Annotated in this window: 10 protein-coding genes and 2 pseudogenes; 7 read left to right on the top strand and 5 right to left on the bottom strand. The window is 67.2% G+C overall.

Annotated elements, in window-relative coordinates; translation table 11 throughout:
• Nucleotides 1–232: 232 nt before the first annotated feature.
• A complete protein-coding gene (locus P3G67_RS20810; protein WP_276094801.1) occupies nt 233–2,572 on the top strand; it encodes an FHA domain-containing protein in 2,340 nt (779 codons plus the stop codon).
• Nucleotides 2,573–2,679: 107 nt separating this feature from the next.
• Here P3G67_RS20810 and P3G67_RS20805 read toward each other — a convergent pair.
• The 3 genes and pseudogenes from P3G67_RS20805 to P3G67_RS20795 all read right to left on the bottom strand — a co-directional run.
• Nucleotides 2,680–2,877: pseudogene (locus P3G67_RS20805) on the bottom strand (pyridoxal-dependent decarboxylase); the annotation flags it as partial.
• Between the two features lie 39 nt (nt 2,878–2,916).
• Nucleotides 2,917–4,314, bottom strand: a complete 1,398-nt coding sequence (locus tag P3G67_RS20800) for an MFS transporter (RefSeq protein WP_276094800.1) — start codon at nt 4,312–4,314, stop codon at nt 2,917–2,919.
• A 309-nt stretch (nt 4,315–4,623) separates the two neighbouring features.
• Complete coding sequence (locus P3G67_RS20795) at nt 4,624–5,076, bottom strand: hypothetical protein (RefSeq protein ID WP_276094799.1); 453 nt, start codon at nt 5,074–5,076, stop codon at nt 4,624–4,626.
• Between the two features lie 176 nt (nt 5,077–5,252).
• On the opposite strand from P3G67_RS20795, the gene P3G67_RS20790 reads away from it, so the two are divergent.
• From P3G67_RS20790 to P3G67_RS20775, 4 genes and pseudogenes are all read left to right on the top strand, one after another.
• Nucleotides 5,253–6,131: an alkaline phosphatase family protein gene (locus P3G67_RS20790; RefSeq protein WP_276094798.1), complete on the top strand. Its 879-nt coding sequence runs from the start codon at nt 5,253–5,255 to the stop codon at nt 6,129–6,131.
• A 99-nt stretch (nt 6,132–6,230) separates the two neighbouring features.
• Nucleotides 6,231–7,427, top strand: coding sequence for an EfeM/EfeO family lipoprotein (locus tag P3G67_RS20785; protein ID WP_276094797.1), 1,197 nt, complete (start codon nt 6,231–6,233; stop codon nt 7,425–7,427).
• Nucleotides 7,428–7,596: 169 nt separating this feature from the next.
• Nucleotides 7,597–8,889 (top strand): iron uptake transporter deferrochelatase/peroxidase subunit, encoded by a 1,293-nt coding sequence (gene efeB / locus P3G67_RS20780; protein WP_276094796.1) that lies wholly within the window; start codon nt 7,597–7,599, stop codon nt 8,887–8,889.
• 195 nt (nt 8,890–9,084) lie between these two features.
• Nucleotides 9,085–9,216, top strand: a pseudogene (locus P3G67_RS20775) (flavin reductase family protein); the annotation flags it as partial.
• 636 nt (nt 9,217–9,852) lie between these two features.
• On the opposite strand, the gene pstS reads toward P3G67_RS20775, so the two are convergent.
• Both pstS and P3G67_RS20765 read right to left on the bottom strand, forming a co-directional pair.
• Complete coding sequence (gene pstS / locus P3G67_RS20770; RefSeq protein WP_276094795.1) at nt 9,853–11,058, bottom strand: phosphate ABC transporter substrate-binding protein PstS; 1,206 nt, start codon at nt 11,056–11,058, stop codon at nt 9,853–9,855.
• A gap of 544 nt (nt 11,059–11,602) precedes the next feature.
• Nucleotides 11,603–11,851, bottom strand: coding sequence for a hypothetical protein (locus P3G67_RS20765; RefSeq protein ID WP_276094794.1), 249 nt, complete (start codon nt 11,849–11,851; stop codon nt 11,603–11,605).
• Between P3G67_RS20765 and P3G67_RS20760 the strand changes: the two genes are divergently transcribed.
• Together P3G67_RS20760 and P3G67_RS20755 are read left to right on the top strand one after the other, a co-directional pair.
• Nucleotides 11,833–11,985, top strand: a complete 153-nt coding sequence (locus tag P3G67_RS20760; protein ID WP_391858311.1) for an SHOCT domain-containing protein — start codon at nt 11,833–11,835, stop codon at nt 11,983–11,985. The genes P3G67_RS20765 and P3G67_RS20760 overlap by 19 nt on opposite strands.
• Before the next feature lie 1,404 nt (nt 11,986–13,389).
• On the top strand, nt 13,390–13,599 hold the full coding sequence (locus P3G67_RS20755; RefSeq protein WP_313880900.1) for an SH3 domain-containing protein: 210 nt from the start codon (nt 13,390–13,392) through the stop codon (nt 13,597–13,599).
• Nucleotides 13,600–13,950 lie beyond the last annotated feature (351 nt).

Raw genomic sequence — 13,950 nt, 5'->3', positions numbered from 1 at the left:
GCTGGCAGGCCGAACTCGTCCCGATCATCCAAGCGCGGCTGGGCACCGCCCGAGCTCGCACCACGATGGGTTTGCTTGCCTGGGCCGCGTGGCGGGCAGGCGCGGACTGTTCCGGTGCTGCCCCCGCTCCGGGAACAGGGTGTGCTCGTCTTGGCGGCCAGGTTGTGGATGACGGCCGAGACCCACGCTTCCGCCCAGGCGTGCCAAGCCTCCCGACGGTAAAATTCCGCTCATGGGAAGGCGATTGCTCCCATCCTCCGCGCCTGAACTGGTCCTTGGGACGAAAGGCGATTCCCAGGTCATCCTTCCGAGCCGCTCCTACCACTTCGGGCGCGACCCGATGGGGGAAGTTGTGTGCGCGGATCCCCGGGTCTCCTGGCACCATGCGGTGCTTCGTCCGGCCAGGGGCGGCTGGATACTGGCGGACGCCGGCAGTGCCAACGGAACGTACGCCGACGGCCGACGAGTGCGTCATGCTCAGGTCGGTCCGGGCAGCGTCATAAGGTTCGGGGACCCCGACGACGGTCCGTGGGTAACGCTCAGCAGCGTGCCGGGTGCCCCAGAGAGCCGGACCGCCCCGGCGGAGGTGCCGTCGGCGACGGGCGAGTTCCGCAGCCCGATCTTGATCCGGCCACTGCCGGTACGCACGATCAGGATCGGTCGTTCACCTGACAACGACCTCGTCGTCGATGATCTCCTGGTCTCACGCGACCACGCGGAACTCAGGGCACGGCCCGACGGCAGCTACGAGATCGTTGATCTGGGCAGCCACAACGGTACGTATCTCAATGGCCAGCCGGTCTTGCGGGCGGTGGTTCAGCAGGGCGACATCATCGGCATCGGGCACGCGGACTTCCGCCTCGTCGGGAACGAGCTCCTGGAGTTCGTCGACATCGGTGAGGTCTCGCTGAGCGTCCAGGATCTGGAGGTGCGGGTCGACGACGGCCGCAAGACGCTCCTTGAGCGCCTGTCGTTTCCCGTCGGGGAGAAGTGCCTGCTCGCTGTCGTCGGTCCGAGCGGCTCAGGCAAGTCCACCCTTCTCAACGCGCTCACCGGCCTGCGCCCGGCGGACGGTGGCACGGTCCTGTACGACGGCCGCGATCTCTACCGGGACTACGCGGAGCTACGCCAACGTATCGGCCTGGTGCCGCAGGAGGACATCCTGCACTCCCAGCTGTCCGTGCGCCGAGCTCTGAGCTACGCCGCCGAGCTGCGCTTCCCGGCAGACACCGACAAGACCGAGCGGCAGTCGCGGGTGGACGAGGTGATCAGCGACCTGGGTCTGGAGGCCCGAGCCGACCAGAGGATCCACAGCCTGTCGGGCGGCCAGCGCAAAAGGGTCAGTGTGGCCCTTGAACTGCTCACCAAGCCGTCACTCCTCTTCCTGGATGAGCCGACCTCGGGCCTAGACCCCGGTATGGACCGCTCGGTGATGAAGATGCTGCGCGGCCTCGCGGACGACGGACGCACCGTCATCGTCGTGACCCACAGCGTGCTCAATCTCGATGTGTGCGACCGGCTCCTCGTCCTCGCCCCCGGGGGCAGGGTCGCCTACTACGGGCCGCCGGACAAGACTTTGCCCACCCTCGGGTTCGACCACTGGCCCGAGGCGTTCGAAGCGTTCGAGCACGACAAGGAACGGGACTGGGCCGCCGAATACCGCGCTTCGCCCCTGCATGATGAGTACATCGTCGAGGCCATGGAACAGCCGCGCCCCAGGACCTGCCCGGGGCATGCGACCGTCCAGCTGCCCAAGCCACAGAGCAGGACCGTCCAGCTCGGTACGCTGATTCGCCGCTACGCGGCCGTACTCGCCTCCGACCGGACCTTCTTGACGATCATGGTCGCGTTGCCGTTCGTCATGGGGGCGATGGCTCGTGCTCTCGCGGGGAGCCAGCTCAATCAGAACACGGCGCTCAACGCGCTCCTCATCCTGTGCGTCGGAGGGGTGCTCACCGGGGCGGCCAACGCCGTGCGGGAGCTGGCCAAGGAGCGGGCGATCTACCAGCGGGAGCGGGCAGTGGGGCTGTCTCGCGCTGCCTACCTGTTCTCCAAGATCGTGGTACTTGGCGCCATCACTGTGGGCCAGGCCGTGGTGCTCACTCTCGTCGGGCTTTCCGGAGTGGGTCTGGGGATCCATGGCCGGGGCGCGGTGTCTCTTCCGCCGCTCCTTGAGATCACCCTCGCCGTGGCGCTGCTCTCCTTCACTTCCATGATGCTGGGACTGCTCGTCTCCGCGCTGGTGCGGAAGGAGGAGGGCACCATGCCGCTGCTGGTCTTTGTCACCCTCGTCCAGGTCGTGTTCTGCGGCGCGCTGCTCAAGCTCAACGGGGTGCTCGGGCTGGAGCAGCTCTCCTGGCTGGTGGCGTCGCGCTGGGCGTTCGGTGCCGTCGCCGGGACGGTCGACCTGCATGCCATCGCGCCCTCGACCAACACCGCGGATCCGCTCTTCACGCACTCGCCGGGCGTTTGGGGGCTGAACATGGGCATGATGCTCGTGCTCTCGGTCATGGAGGGCATCCTCGTGTTGAGAATGCTGCGTCGGCACGAGCCCGCCATCATGCGGAAGTAGTGGCCACAGACGCGGTGCGGTTCAGTGTGTCTGGTACGGCCTCCGCTGTAGGCGGCTGAGCTGGAAGAGGTCCAGCGCGGCGCGGTCGGGCACTCCTAGCGACCGAGGCCACTTGCGCGGCGACGCTCCCGCCAGCGGTGTTTGAGTACCAGTCCGGCGAGCATCGCGGCCGCACTGGAGCCGGTGGTGGAGCAGCCGACACAGGCGTCCGGAAACGGCGCGTTCCACAGTCGTGCGAGCATGCGCACGCACCGTTCCTCCATGGCCGCGGTCTGCGGGTACTCCTCGCGGTCGACGGCGTTCTTCGTCATGGGGCACAAGGCTGGGTCGCCCCAGGGGGCCGTTCAGCGCGGGGGCTGTCGTTCGGCGTCGTCCACCGCTTGCCGGGCGGGGCCGGGCAGGCGGCCGGTGCCCCAGGAGCCCGCAGCCTCCGGTCCGCCACCGGCCTCCGCACCGGAGGTCGCCGACAGGCCGGGCGAGATCATCGTGCCCTCCACTCCCGGGGCGCCGGTGCGGTCCGGCAGCTTCCGCATCCGGTACATGAGGGCCACGGCCGTCGCCGAGGAGAGGCCGAAACACGTGCAGCACACCCAGGGCAGCCAGGGCACGGCAAACCGTTTGGCGACGTCCATGGACCAGCCGACCATCGCGTTGCCGCCAGCCGCGGTCAGCCCGGCGAAGACGTAGAACAACCCGAAGTAGGTGCCGGCCAGGGACTCCCGTCCGAACCTGGGGATCATCTCCAGCACCGCGGGGTGGGCGACCATGGTGCCGCCGAACAGGAGCAGCGAGCCGATGCTCAAGATCACCATCCGTGGGACGATCTGCGCCAGGCCGGTGGGCGGTTGCCGATGGCAGATCAGCAGCGGTGGCAGGAAGGACAGTGCCATCACCACCAGGCCCGGGGCGACCCAGCGCGGGCCGCCGCCGTGACGTTCCAACGCCCTGGTGATGGGCAGTTGGAAGCAGTTGGCGACCGCGCCCAGGCCCAGCAGCACGCCGACCGCCCCTTCCCGGCCGGAGGCGTTGCGGGCGCCTTCCGGTAGCAGCAGGCAGAGTTGGTTCTCCACGATGAACATGCCGGTGGTGGCGAAGGAGAACAGCAGGAACCTGCGGTTTCCGAAGACCTCCAGCCAGTCGCCGAGGACGCTGCCCCGGCTGGCGGCGGCGGGCGGGCTGTTCGGCAGCACCATCGCCTGGCCCACGGTCAGCAGGGCGAAGACGCAGGCGCCGACCACCGCCCAGCCGCGGAAGTCGGTGCCGCACACCACGCTGCCAAGGACCAGTCCGATCAGTGAGCCGATGGTGGCGTAGACGTTGAGCAGGGCGAAGGCCTCCGCCTTGCGTACGCAGGGGGCCAGGGCGACATAGGCGCGGGTGGACGGATAGAACAGCCCGGCCGCCAGCCCGTTGAGCACCGAGGCAGCGCACACCACCGGCAGGGTGCTACCGAAGGCGAAGAGCGAGAAGCCCAGGGTGCGCAGGGCGCACCCGGCGATGATCACGGTGTGGGGCCCCAGCCGGTCGGTGGCCGAGCCGCCGAGCAGAAACAGCCCCTGCTGACCCAGGTTGCGGATCCCAAGTACGAGACCGACAGAGGCGGCGGAGAGGCCGAGATCTCGCCGCAGATAAACCGCTAGCAGCGGCACCAGGATGTAGAACCCGATGTCGACCCCAAATTGGTTGATCAACAGCAACCGCAATGCGAGGGGGAACTCCCGAGTTGCACGAAAAGCTTTCATGCGCATCCCTGAATTCATGTCGATCGGGGGAAACGTCGCGCTTCGAGCAAGCGCGAAAGGCCCGGCAAAGGTGCGAAAAATGCACGAAGCGAGGGGAGCGTTACGGACTGACCTCGCATTTACCCTGATCACCACATGATCAGGGAGCTGGACGGGTCGTCGTCCGGCTCATCGGTTCCCTCTTCCCGGGACAGGGGACGGCCAGCACTCAATGGCGTTGAGCGGGCGGCCGATCATATGCTTTTGCGGTGCATCCCCATCGACTCCCGACGGTGCTCGGAAGAATACGCAACAGACACGTTAGCAAAGCTAAGAGGTTTTCGATAGAGCAAGCTTCCTGGCAATTACATCCGGATCGTCGAGGCGGTACGGAATTTCACCGCTCTTTTCTTCGATCCGGGAACCCGCGTCCGGCGAACAGAGCTCCGAGGTCGCCATCGAAGGTACCGGCCCGGGTATGTCTGACCAGCTGCCCCGACTGGTCAATGATCTGACCTGGTATGCCCCGTTTCCGTCTCCCCTGACGGGATGTCGGCAACTCGGCCGGTGCTCGTTGGAGTGGTGTGCGTAGAGCAGGATCAGCCGCGCGAAGACCCGCGAGGCGATCAGGTGGAACATCCCGATGATCCTGTCATGGCTGACCGCGAGTGCGTCGTGCCAGGTCAGTCCGGCGAAGTCATCCTGAAGCCTGATCGGGATGGGCCGCCCGGCTGATGGGCTGTCACCCATTCGTTCACGAAATTGACAGTTCATCGACAACATGGCGGTGCCTTCGCCGGGAATACTCCCCGACGGCACCGAAGCCGGGACGCGCGATGCCCGGCCCCGCCCCGAACCGGTTCGCGGCTCACACCACGGACCGGGGCCGCGGGTTTCAGCACCTCCCCTGTGGGCCGGCTACCGAACGCCGGCCGCTTCTCCTTGGAGTGTCAGTGTCCATGCGTTCGAGGTCGCGTCTTGCCGTGCTGTCCGCGGTCGCCCTGACGACCGCCGCCGCCACGTGCTTCGCCCTGTTCCCGCAGAGCCCGGCCGCCGCCCGCACCCAGCTGGCGTCGAGCACCGCCTCCGCTCCCTCGCACATCGTGGTCGTGATGGAGGAGAACCACTCCTACGACGACATCATCGGCGACACCAATGACGCCCCCTACATCAACTCCCTGGCGTCACAAGGCGCGTTGATGACCCAGTCGTTCGCCGTCACGCACCCCAGCGAGCCGAACTACATGGCGCTGTTCGGCGGCAGTGACTTCGGGCTCACTTCCGACGCCTGTCCGACCAACGAGGGCGACACCCCCAACCTCGGCTCCGAACTGCTGGCCGCGGGCTACACGTTCAAGGGCTACTCGGAGGACCTGCCCAGAACCGGCTCGACCGTTTGCAGGAGCGGCAGTTACGCGCGCAAGCACTCGCCGTGGGTCAACTTCAGCAACGTACCGGGCGCCGACTCACTGCCGTTCAGCTCCTTCCCCACTGACTACAGCACACTGCCCACCGTGTCGTTCGTGATCCCGAACCTGGACGACGACATGCACGACGGGACCATCAACCAGGCGGACAGCTGGCTGCAGAGCAACATCTCCTCCTACGCGACCTGGGCGCAGCAGAACAACAGCCTGCTCGTCGTCACCTGGGACGAGGACGACTACACCGAGAGCAACCAGATCCCCACGATCATCGTCGGTTCCGGCGTGAAGCCCGGCCAGTACAGCGAGGCGATCAACCACTACAACGTGCTCGCCACTCTGGAGCGGTTCTACGGCCTGTCGCCGGTCGGCGAGAGCGCCAACGCCACGCCGATCACTGACATCTTCGGCTGACAGCCGTCCGTCGCATCCGTCCCCCGGGCTCCCCGGGGGACGCCTCCTCCCGGCCCCGACGACCGAAGGGACCGTCCCGCCGCCATGCCGGACCCTGTGTTGTCCGAACCCCGCAAATCACCCCCGCGTCACGGGCGTTGGCGCAGTGCCGGGCTGGCCGTCCTGCTCTTGCTGGGGGCGGCCGCGCTGACCGGCTCCACGCAGGCGCCCGGCGAAGCCCTGCCCGGCGGGTCGCTGCGGGTGGACGCCGCCGGTTGCGGCACGCCTCCCGCGCATCTGCCCGCCGGCCGGCTCTCCTTCGCCGTCACCAACGGCGACAAAGTCTTCGCCAGCATCTACGTGGTCTCGCCCGATGGCAGTCTGGCCTACGCGGAGATCCCCTGGCTCGGCCCGAACAAGACCTTGCCGCTGGCGACCACACTGACCGGCGGTGACTACGCCATCCGCTGCGTCTTCTCGAACGGGACGGTGAGAACCTCCCGCACGGTGCGGGTCTCCGGCACCGCCACCGGCGCGGTGGCCGGCTACCGTCCGCTGTCCGACCTGGAGATGACCGGACCGGTCAAGGCCTACCGCGCGTACGTCACTGCCGCGTTCCCCGGGCTGCTGGCGGCCACCCGTACCCTGGAAGCCGATCTCGCCCGCGGCGACCTGGCCGCCGCCAAGACCGACTGGCTCACCGCGCACCTTGAGTATGAGCGCCTGGGTGCGGCCTACCACTCCTTCGGCGAGTACGACGACGCGATCAACGGGATGGCGAACGGTCTGCCACAGGGCGTGGACAGTCCGCAGTGGACCGGCTTCTTCGCCCTGGAGCACGGCCTCTGGCACGGTGCGCCCGTCAGCCGACTTCAACAGCTCGGCCGGCGGCTGGTGGCCGACATCGTCAGCCTGCAGCAGGACTTCCCGAGCGAGGACACCGACCCGGGCGATCTGTCACTACGCGCGCACGAAATACTGGAGAACGCCCTGCAGTTCCAGTTGGGCGGCATCGCCGACTACGGCAGCGGCACCACGCTGGCCACCCTGAGCGCCAACATCCGAGGCACGCAAGAGGTGTTGAGCGTGCTGGCCCCGGTACTGAGCCCGCGCGACCCCGAGTTGCTCAGCCAGCTGAACCAGCAGTTGGCGGCATATTCGACTGAGGTGACGTCTCATCGGAGCGCCTCCGGCGTCTGGACGCCGGTGACCCGGCTCGACGCCTCCCAGCGTCGAAGGCTCGACGGCGACCTCGGGCACCTTCTGGAGGAACTGGCCGCCGTACCCAACCTGCTCACTCCAAGGAACCACGCTTGACCTCCTCAGCAGGCCGGAAACGGAGTGACACACAGACACGTAGTGCGCCTGCGTGCGATCGATGGTGGACGGAGGTCCAAATGACGGTGGGACGCCTGTCCCCGACCCGCTCCGCACGAGTTCCGACTCCTTCTCCGGCCACAGCCGGGGGTCTCTTCGGAGGCAACAGATGAACGCCCCCCACACTCCCGCTCCCGGCGGCTGCCCGATGGCCGCAGGTCAGGCCGAACCGCTGCGCCGACGCTCCTTCCTGCGCGGCGCCACCTTGGGGGCCACCGTCGGCGCCGCGGTCGGCGCGGGGGCACTGGCCGGGGCGGTGACGGCGGCCGCCGAGCCCGGCCTGGGACCGTCCGGTCGGCGGATCCCCTTCCACGGACCGCACCAGGCGGGCATCACCACCCCGCAGCAGGTCGCGGCGTCGTTCGTCGCCTTCACCGTCATCGGGCTCGACCGGCGCGGCCTGTTGGGGCTCTTCCAGACCCTGACCGACCGGATCCGCGCGCTGACCGCCGGTGGCCCGGTTCCCGCCACCGACCTCGCCTCCCCACCCAGTGACAGTGCCACCCTCGGCCCGGTACTGCCCGCCGACGGGCTGACCGTCACGGTCGGCGTCGGCGCCTCGCTCTTCGACGGGCGTTACGGGTTGGCCGCGCGCAAGCCCGCGAAGCTGGTGCCGATGCCGGTCTTTCCGGACGACGACCTGGTGGGTTCCAGGGAACTGCACGGTGACATCATGCTGCAGATCTGCGCCGATTCCCGGGACACCGTGATGCACGCACTGCGCGACATCACCAGGCACACCCGCGGTGCGATGCAGGCGAGTTGGAAGATCGACGGATTCCACGCGGCACCGCGACCGAGCGGCACCCCACGCAACCAACTCGGCTTCAAGGACGGCATCGCCAACCCCGACGTCGGTGACGGCTCGGTAGCGGACGCGGTGCTGTGGACACACGGTGGCTCCTCCGGCGAACCCGCCTGGGTCGAGGGCGGCTCGTATCAGGTGGTGCGGATCATCCGGATGCTGGTCGAGTTCTGGGACCGGGTCTCGCTGCACGAGCAGGAGAACATGATCGGACGGCGGCGCGACAGCGGAGCGCCGCTGGACGGCACCCGGGAGTCCGACCCGCCCGACTACCACGCCGATCCGCTGGGCCTGCTGACCCCGATGAACGCCCACATCAGGCTCGCCAACCCGCGCACCCAGGCCACCGCGAACCAGCAGATCCTGCGCCGGGCCTACAACTACGAGCGCGGGCTCGACCTCGACGGCAACCTCGACGTCGGCCTGGTCTTCTGCTGCTACCAGCAGGACGTGGCCCGCCAGTTCCAGGCCGTCCAGCACCGCCTGGCCGGCGAGCCGCTGGTCGACTACATCTCCCCGACCGGTGGCGGCTACTTCTTCGCCCTACCGGGCGTCACCGGCCCTGACGACCACCTCGGCTCGGCCCTACTGGCCTGACGACCCCGGACGCCTAGGGCGAGCGGGTCGCCCTGGAAGCCGTCAGGCGCAGGTGTCCGGTCTCTGGTGTCGCGAGTGCTGGCTCCGGATGCCTGCGGCCTTCCGGGACCAGCCGATTTCCGTCTGACATCGCGACGAGGGGCGGCCGTCGATCCGCGGCTATGGTGCGGGGCGTCGTCCTGGATACTGGGCGGTATGCGCATCGACTTCGACCCCGCCGAGCTGGACCGGAACACCTTCTACCGGCTGCTGACCGCCACTGTCGTGCCCAGGCCGATCGCCTGGGTGTCGACCATGTCGGCGGACGGAACGGCCAACCTCGCCCCTGCGAAGTTGGGTGGAAAGTGGTATCGGTGAGGGGGACGTTAGCCCAGGTCAGGGCCTCGCGCCAAGGGTGAACGGCGAGCTGACCCCGGCATGCAGCCCGACTCGTCTGTCGCTCTGCGTTTTTCATGTGAGAGAGCGCATTCCGCTTGTGGCTTGCCGAAAATGCTCGTCAGGGGGAGCGGTCGGCTTTGTCGCGGAGCAGGCGAGGTGACCGGCCCGCCTCTCAGTAGGAATTGGGGCTGTAGGCGCTCCAGTCGTGGAGTGGGCGGCAAGTCATCGGAGCGCGGTTCGGGGACGTCAGGTAGGCGCGTGGCGTGTTCGGCGGACTCAGGTGTTCCATATGCGCTTGGGCCCAGATGGGCCATGTCTCGGCGTGGGTCTTCACCTGCCTGGCCGTCAGGGTGTGCGCAGCCGCTTCGGGGACGCCCGTTGTCGGACCTGCATGCCGGTCCAGTGGGCTGGCCTTGCCACGTCTGCTGCACCAGGGACGCTGTGGGCGTCATCAGCACGACGATCACGAACATGGTGGCGAGCACGACAGAGTGCCCGAAGGCGGTGGCCGCCTATGCCGCCGGGCGCGCACTCGCCGCCGCGAGGTGGGGTATCTGCTTGGGGGCTTCCCGAATCGGACGATGGCTACTTGATGACGGTCTTGCCGTTGACGGTGACCTGCTTCAGTTGCTTGACGGCCAACTGCTGGAGGCCCTTGCCAAGCGGCGCGTAGTTCAGGTTGGCGTTGAGGTCCTGACCCTTGGATAGCACCCAGGAGAAGAAGTTCTCCAGAGCGGCGGCTTTCGCTGCGTCTGTCTGGTTTCGGTAGAACAATGCGTAGGTGGTGCCCGTAATCGGGTACGCGTTGGGGTCGGTGCCGTCGGTGAGCGAAGTGTTGAGGCTCGGTGGGAAGGTGACGCCGTTCACCGCCTTGGTGACGGTGGCGACGCACGGCTGGACGAACTTGCCTGTTCGGTTCTTTACCTGCCCGTACGTGCTGTTCTGCGCCAGCGCGTAGTGCAGCTCCAGGAAGCCTAGCGCGCCTTCCGTCTGGTTGATCTGGCCGGAGACACCCTCGTTGCCCTTGCCGCCGATGCCGGTCGGCCAGGCCACCGTCTTGCCGTGGGATTCGTTCGCACCGCCGAGCGTGCTCACCCAGGTCGGGGACTCCTTGGTGAGGAAGTCGGTCCAGATGCTCGTGGTGCCGGACCCGTCGGAGCGGTGCACCACTGCGATCGGCTCATTCGGCAGCTTTACCCCGGGGTTCAGCGAGGTGATCCCCGGATCGTTCCACGCCTTGATCTTCCCGGCGTAGATCCTGCCGAGCACATCGCCGGTGAACTTCAGTCCCGATTTCACACCCGAAAGGTGGTATGCGGGCACCACCGCCCCCAGCAGCAGCGGAACCTGCAGTACCGGACCCTGGGCCTTGGCCTGCTCGGTCGCGGTGATTCCGATGTCGCTGTCACCGAAGTCCACGGTTCTGGCCTGAATCTGGGCCACGCCGCCGCCCGAGCCGATGGGCTGGTAGGCGACCTGCACGCTCGTGGATTGGCTGTACTCCTTGGTCCAGTCCAACATCATCGGTGCGACGAAGGTCGACCCTGCCCCTGAGAGGGTCTTGGCTCCCCCAGGCAGGGGCGCGAACGGCGCTGGGTAGCCCGGCTTGGTGTTGCCGGCCTGGCCGCAGATCTGGGTACCAAAGTCCGCGCTGGAAGCGGAGCCGCTGCCGTTGCTGACGTTGTTCGTGCTGCCGCAGCCGGTGGCGATCAGCGCCACTGCGACCGCTGGAATGAGCCCGCCGAGGGCTTTGCGAGCCACGAGAATCACTCTTTCGTAAGTCACCCACACCCGGTCCTCGCTCCACTGGCGAACGCCGTGCTTCGGTGCGTCTTATATACAGCTGTATCTCTGATTTCCGATGACTGCAGGGCGCCTCCACTGTTGGGGCATTTGCCGAGCGATCCGGCGATCAAGTTGTCGCCACCGCGTCGTGATCGCCTCCCGGCGGGACCCGCGCGGGCACGGAGTGGCTGCGGCGTGGGAAGGCAGCGCAACGAGAAGGCGAAGCCTTCGCGTGGACTGCCACTGCCGACGAGATTCTCGCGAAGGTCTGCCTCCCGCAGCGGAACTTCAGGAAGCTCGTAGGAAACAACTCCAAGCGAGGAGGGGGAGGGCGCCGGGGTCGCAGGTGCGGTTGATGAAGCTGTCCAGCCGGTTATACGGGTTGGGAGTCGCCCGCAGAGGCAGGGCCTTCGCCAGGGTGAGGGTCGTACGTCATGTGATTCGCTGCTTTCGGCCAGGCGCACAGCCCTGGCGATGGAAGTGATCACTGGCCCTAGCGGGCCGGAGACTCGGGCGAGCGGGAGAGGAGAGCAACGTTGCGGGGGACGGGTCAGAGATGGAGCGCTTCCAGGCAGCGCGGCAGCGCCGCACCGGTATCCAGCAGGGCGAGCGCGGTGAGTGCGGTCAGGACAGGGGGCGGCAAGGTGGCGCCGACGCGGTTGACTGGACAGGTGTGCTGCAGGGCCGCCACCCGAGGGGCCACCCTGGGATGCAGGTAACCCAGCGCGGCGGCGGGTCCGCGTCCACGGCCCGTGTTCGCCAGCGCGGCGCGGGCCAGGGATCGGACGGCCCCACGCACACATCGACGCGCCCTCCCCTGAGCAACTGCTCGCCGAACGGTTCGCCCGTGGCGAGATCGACGAATACGAGTACCGGCGACGCCTGGCCACCCTGCGCGACGCGTCCTCACCGCACCACGAAAGCGGACCCTGATCTTCAGGCATAAGTCGTGACCTGCCAGAGGACACCGTGACCGCACCGTCCACCCCACACGCCGACACTGACTATTCCCGCCCAGCGCGCAGTCAACATCAGTCCCGACGAAGGGATGGGCAGGATCGTCATCAACCTGACGCCGTCATCACCGGTGTGGCCTTGCTGTCCGCCGACGGACCGGTCCTGTCCTGCTCGAAAAGCTATCGCTGTAGCTCAGGCTGCGTATCGGTACTCATTGATCAAACCGCCGAGGATCTGGGTGCGGAGAGGGCCTGTAAATGGAACCGGCTCTGTCTCGAAGACTTTACAGACCCTCAGAGGGGCCAAATCTCTCACCAAGCACATTCGATTGAAGGGGTAAAGGAAGAGCTCAGGCAGACGAGGGGCCGACCCTCTGGGCACCGACAAGGCCGCCCCGGCAACACCGTGCAACCGGGAACCTGAGAGCGGACGGAAACCGCGGATCAGTGCCGCTTTGCTCGGCGCGGGACTGGCGTGGCCGCTGCTTCGCACGGGCAGGTGGACACGAGCGGTCCGCCAGATCGGTGCCGGTGCGTACGCCGTGCTGTTCCTCTACAGCCGTGGTAGGGCCTACACGTGCTCACCCCTCCACAGCCTTACATTCTGGTGCCCACACCCTCCGGGTGGGCGGTACTGGACGGGTTCGGCACGATGCTGCTGGGCCGTAGCTCGACGAGCACCGTTACCTCCGCCCTGTGACCCGTCGCGCTACTCGCTCTTGTCCGGCGACCGTACCGGCGGACGCGGTGCCTTTCGCGTGGATACTTGTGGCGCACTGGTCCATGCCCTGGTACGCCGCGATGGTCTGGGCGCTGAGCGCGCTGCTCCTCTAGGGCCCGCTCGTCCTTGGCTTGCGTTGACCGCCACCGTCCTCACCCTGTTCCACACCAGCGTCGGCCAGAGCTGGACACGACGACCTTGGCAACGCGACGGCATAGGCGGCAGCGAACCGCTGGCCGGGAAGTAGGGGTCGACTCCATCACCGGATGCGTGAGGGTTCTTTCCGACCGCCCCAACGCTGACTGCGCGGCAGCTATCGCCAGTCAATCTTCCTTCAGGGCGATTCACCCGATCGTGTCGCATGGGTGCGATCCCCTCGTGGGCAGCTATCTCTATAGCAGTACAGGCGGAACGTCAGATCTGCAGATCTGTGCCTGTATTGGAGAAAGGGAGGGCCATGATGGATCGTCACCCCGTCCACAAGACCGTCGTCGGCTTCTTCTCACCGGTGGCGCCCCTTTCGGAGCCGTAGCCGGGGCGCAGGCTGTCACTCCGGCCGACTAAGGCTCGTGGAACCAGGGCACCGGCCACAGCCCCTGAACCTAGCCCGGCGACTACGGCTTCTGGAACCAGGCGGTTGAGGGGATTGTGGCTTCCTAGATCCCGCTGAACGTCCGCTCCGACCCCGGCACCGCCTACTGGATCACCGGCACGATCGGCAACGGCACGCAGGTGTCGGTCACCTGCAAGATCGAAGGCACCATCGTCGGAGGCAATGACTGGTGGTACCAGCTCGCTGGCCAGGGCCAGGGCCAGGGCCTGGCACACTGCGTCAACACCTACGACTACGTGCCCTGGTGCGGCGACTGACGCGCCAGCTGTGTCGCCGTTTCGCCCCGCCTATCCGACTGCTCCTCGGGACGGGGCGAAACGGTTCAGTACTCTCCCGATGCGAATCACGGCGTGAGCCATCGCCCTCGACATACGCCTCAACCACCGGCCTCCGACTACGTGTTGTGCGCCGCAAGCGCTAGACGCCTCACACCGGCTGCCCTGTCGGCAGCGCGTGAGACGGGCCTCGATCTCTCGCCTGGGATCGGCTTACTGCTCTGGATGCCCCGTTGGCGTCTTGGTGCGACCGGTGATCGCGGCATGTCGGTTCCAAACCGCGCTTCTCATTCCTCTCTCACGATCTGCAGACGCAAAGCAGAGCAGCGGCAA

The sequence above is a fragment of the Streptomyces silvisoli genome, assembly GCF_029269905.1.
Lineage (GTDB): Bacteria > Actinomycetota > Actinomycetes > Streptomycetales > Streptomycetaceae > Streptantibioticus_A > Streptantibioticus_A silvisoli_A.
The sequence above is the reverse complement of the archived record's forward strand: the minus strand, read 5'-3'. Positions and strand labels throughout refer to the sequence as shown.

Excerpts from the sequence above, each read along its gene's own strand:
- P3G67_RS20810 (WP_276094801.1), top strand. The coding sequence starts at position 233 with ATGGGAAGGCGATTGCTCCCATCCTCCGCGCCTGAACTGGTCCTTGGG.
- P3G67_RS20795 (WP_276094799.1), bottom strand. The coding sequence starts at position 5,076 with ATGTTGTCGATGAACTGTCAATTTCGTGAACGAATGGGTGACAGCCCA.
- P3G67_RS20800 (WP_276094800.1), bottom strand. The coding sequence starts at position 4,314 with ATGAAAGCTTTTCGTGCAACTCGGGAGTTCCCCCTCGCATTGCGGTTG.
- efeB (WP_276094796.1), top strand. The coding sequence starts at position 7,597 with ATGAACGCCCCCCACACTCCCGCTCCCGGCGGCTGCCCGATGGCCGCA.
- P3G67_RS20790 (WP_276094798.1), top strand. The coding sequence starts at position 5,253 with ATGCGTTCGAGGTCGCGTCTTGCCGTGCTGTCCGCGGTCGCCCTGACG.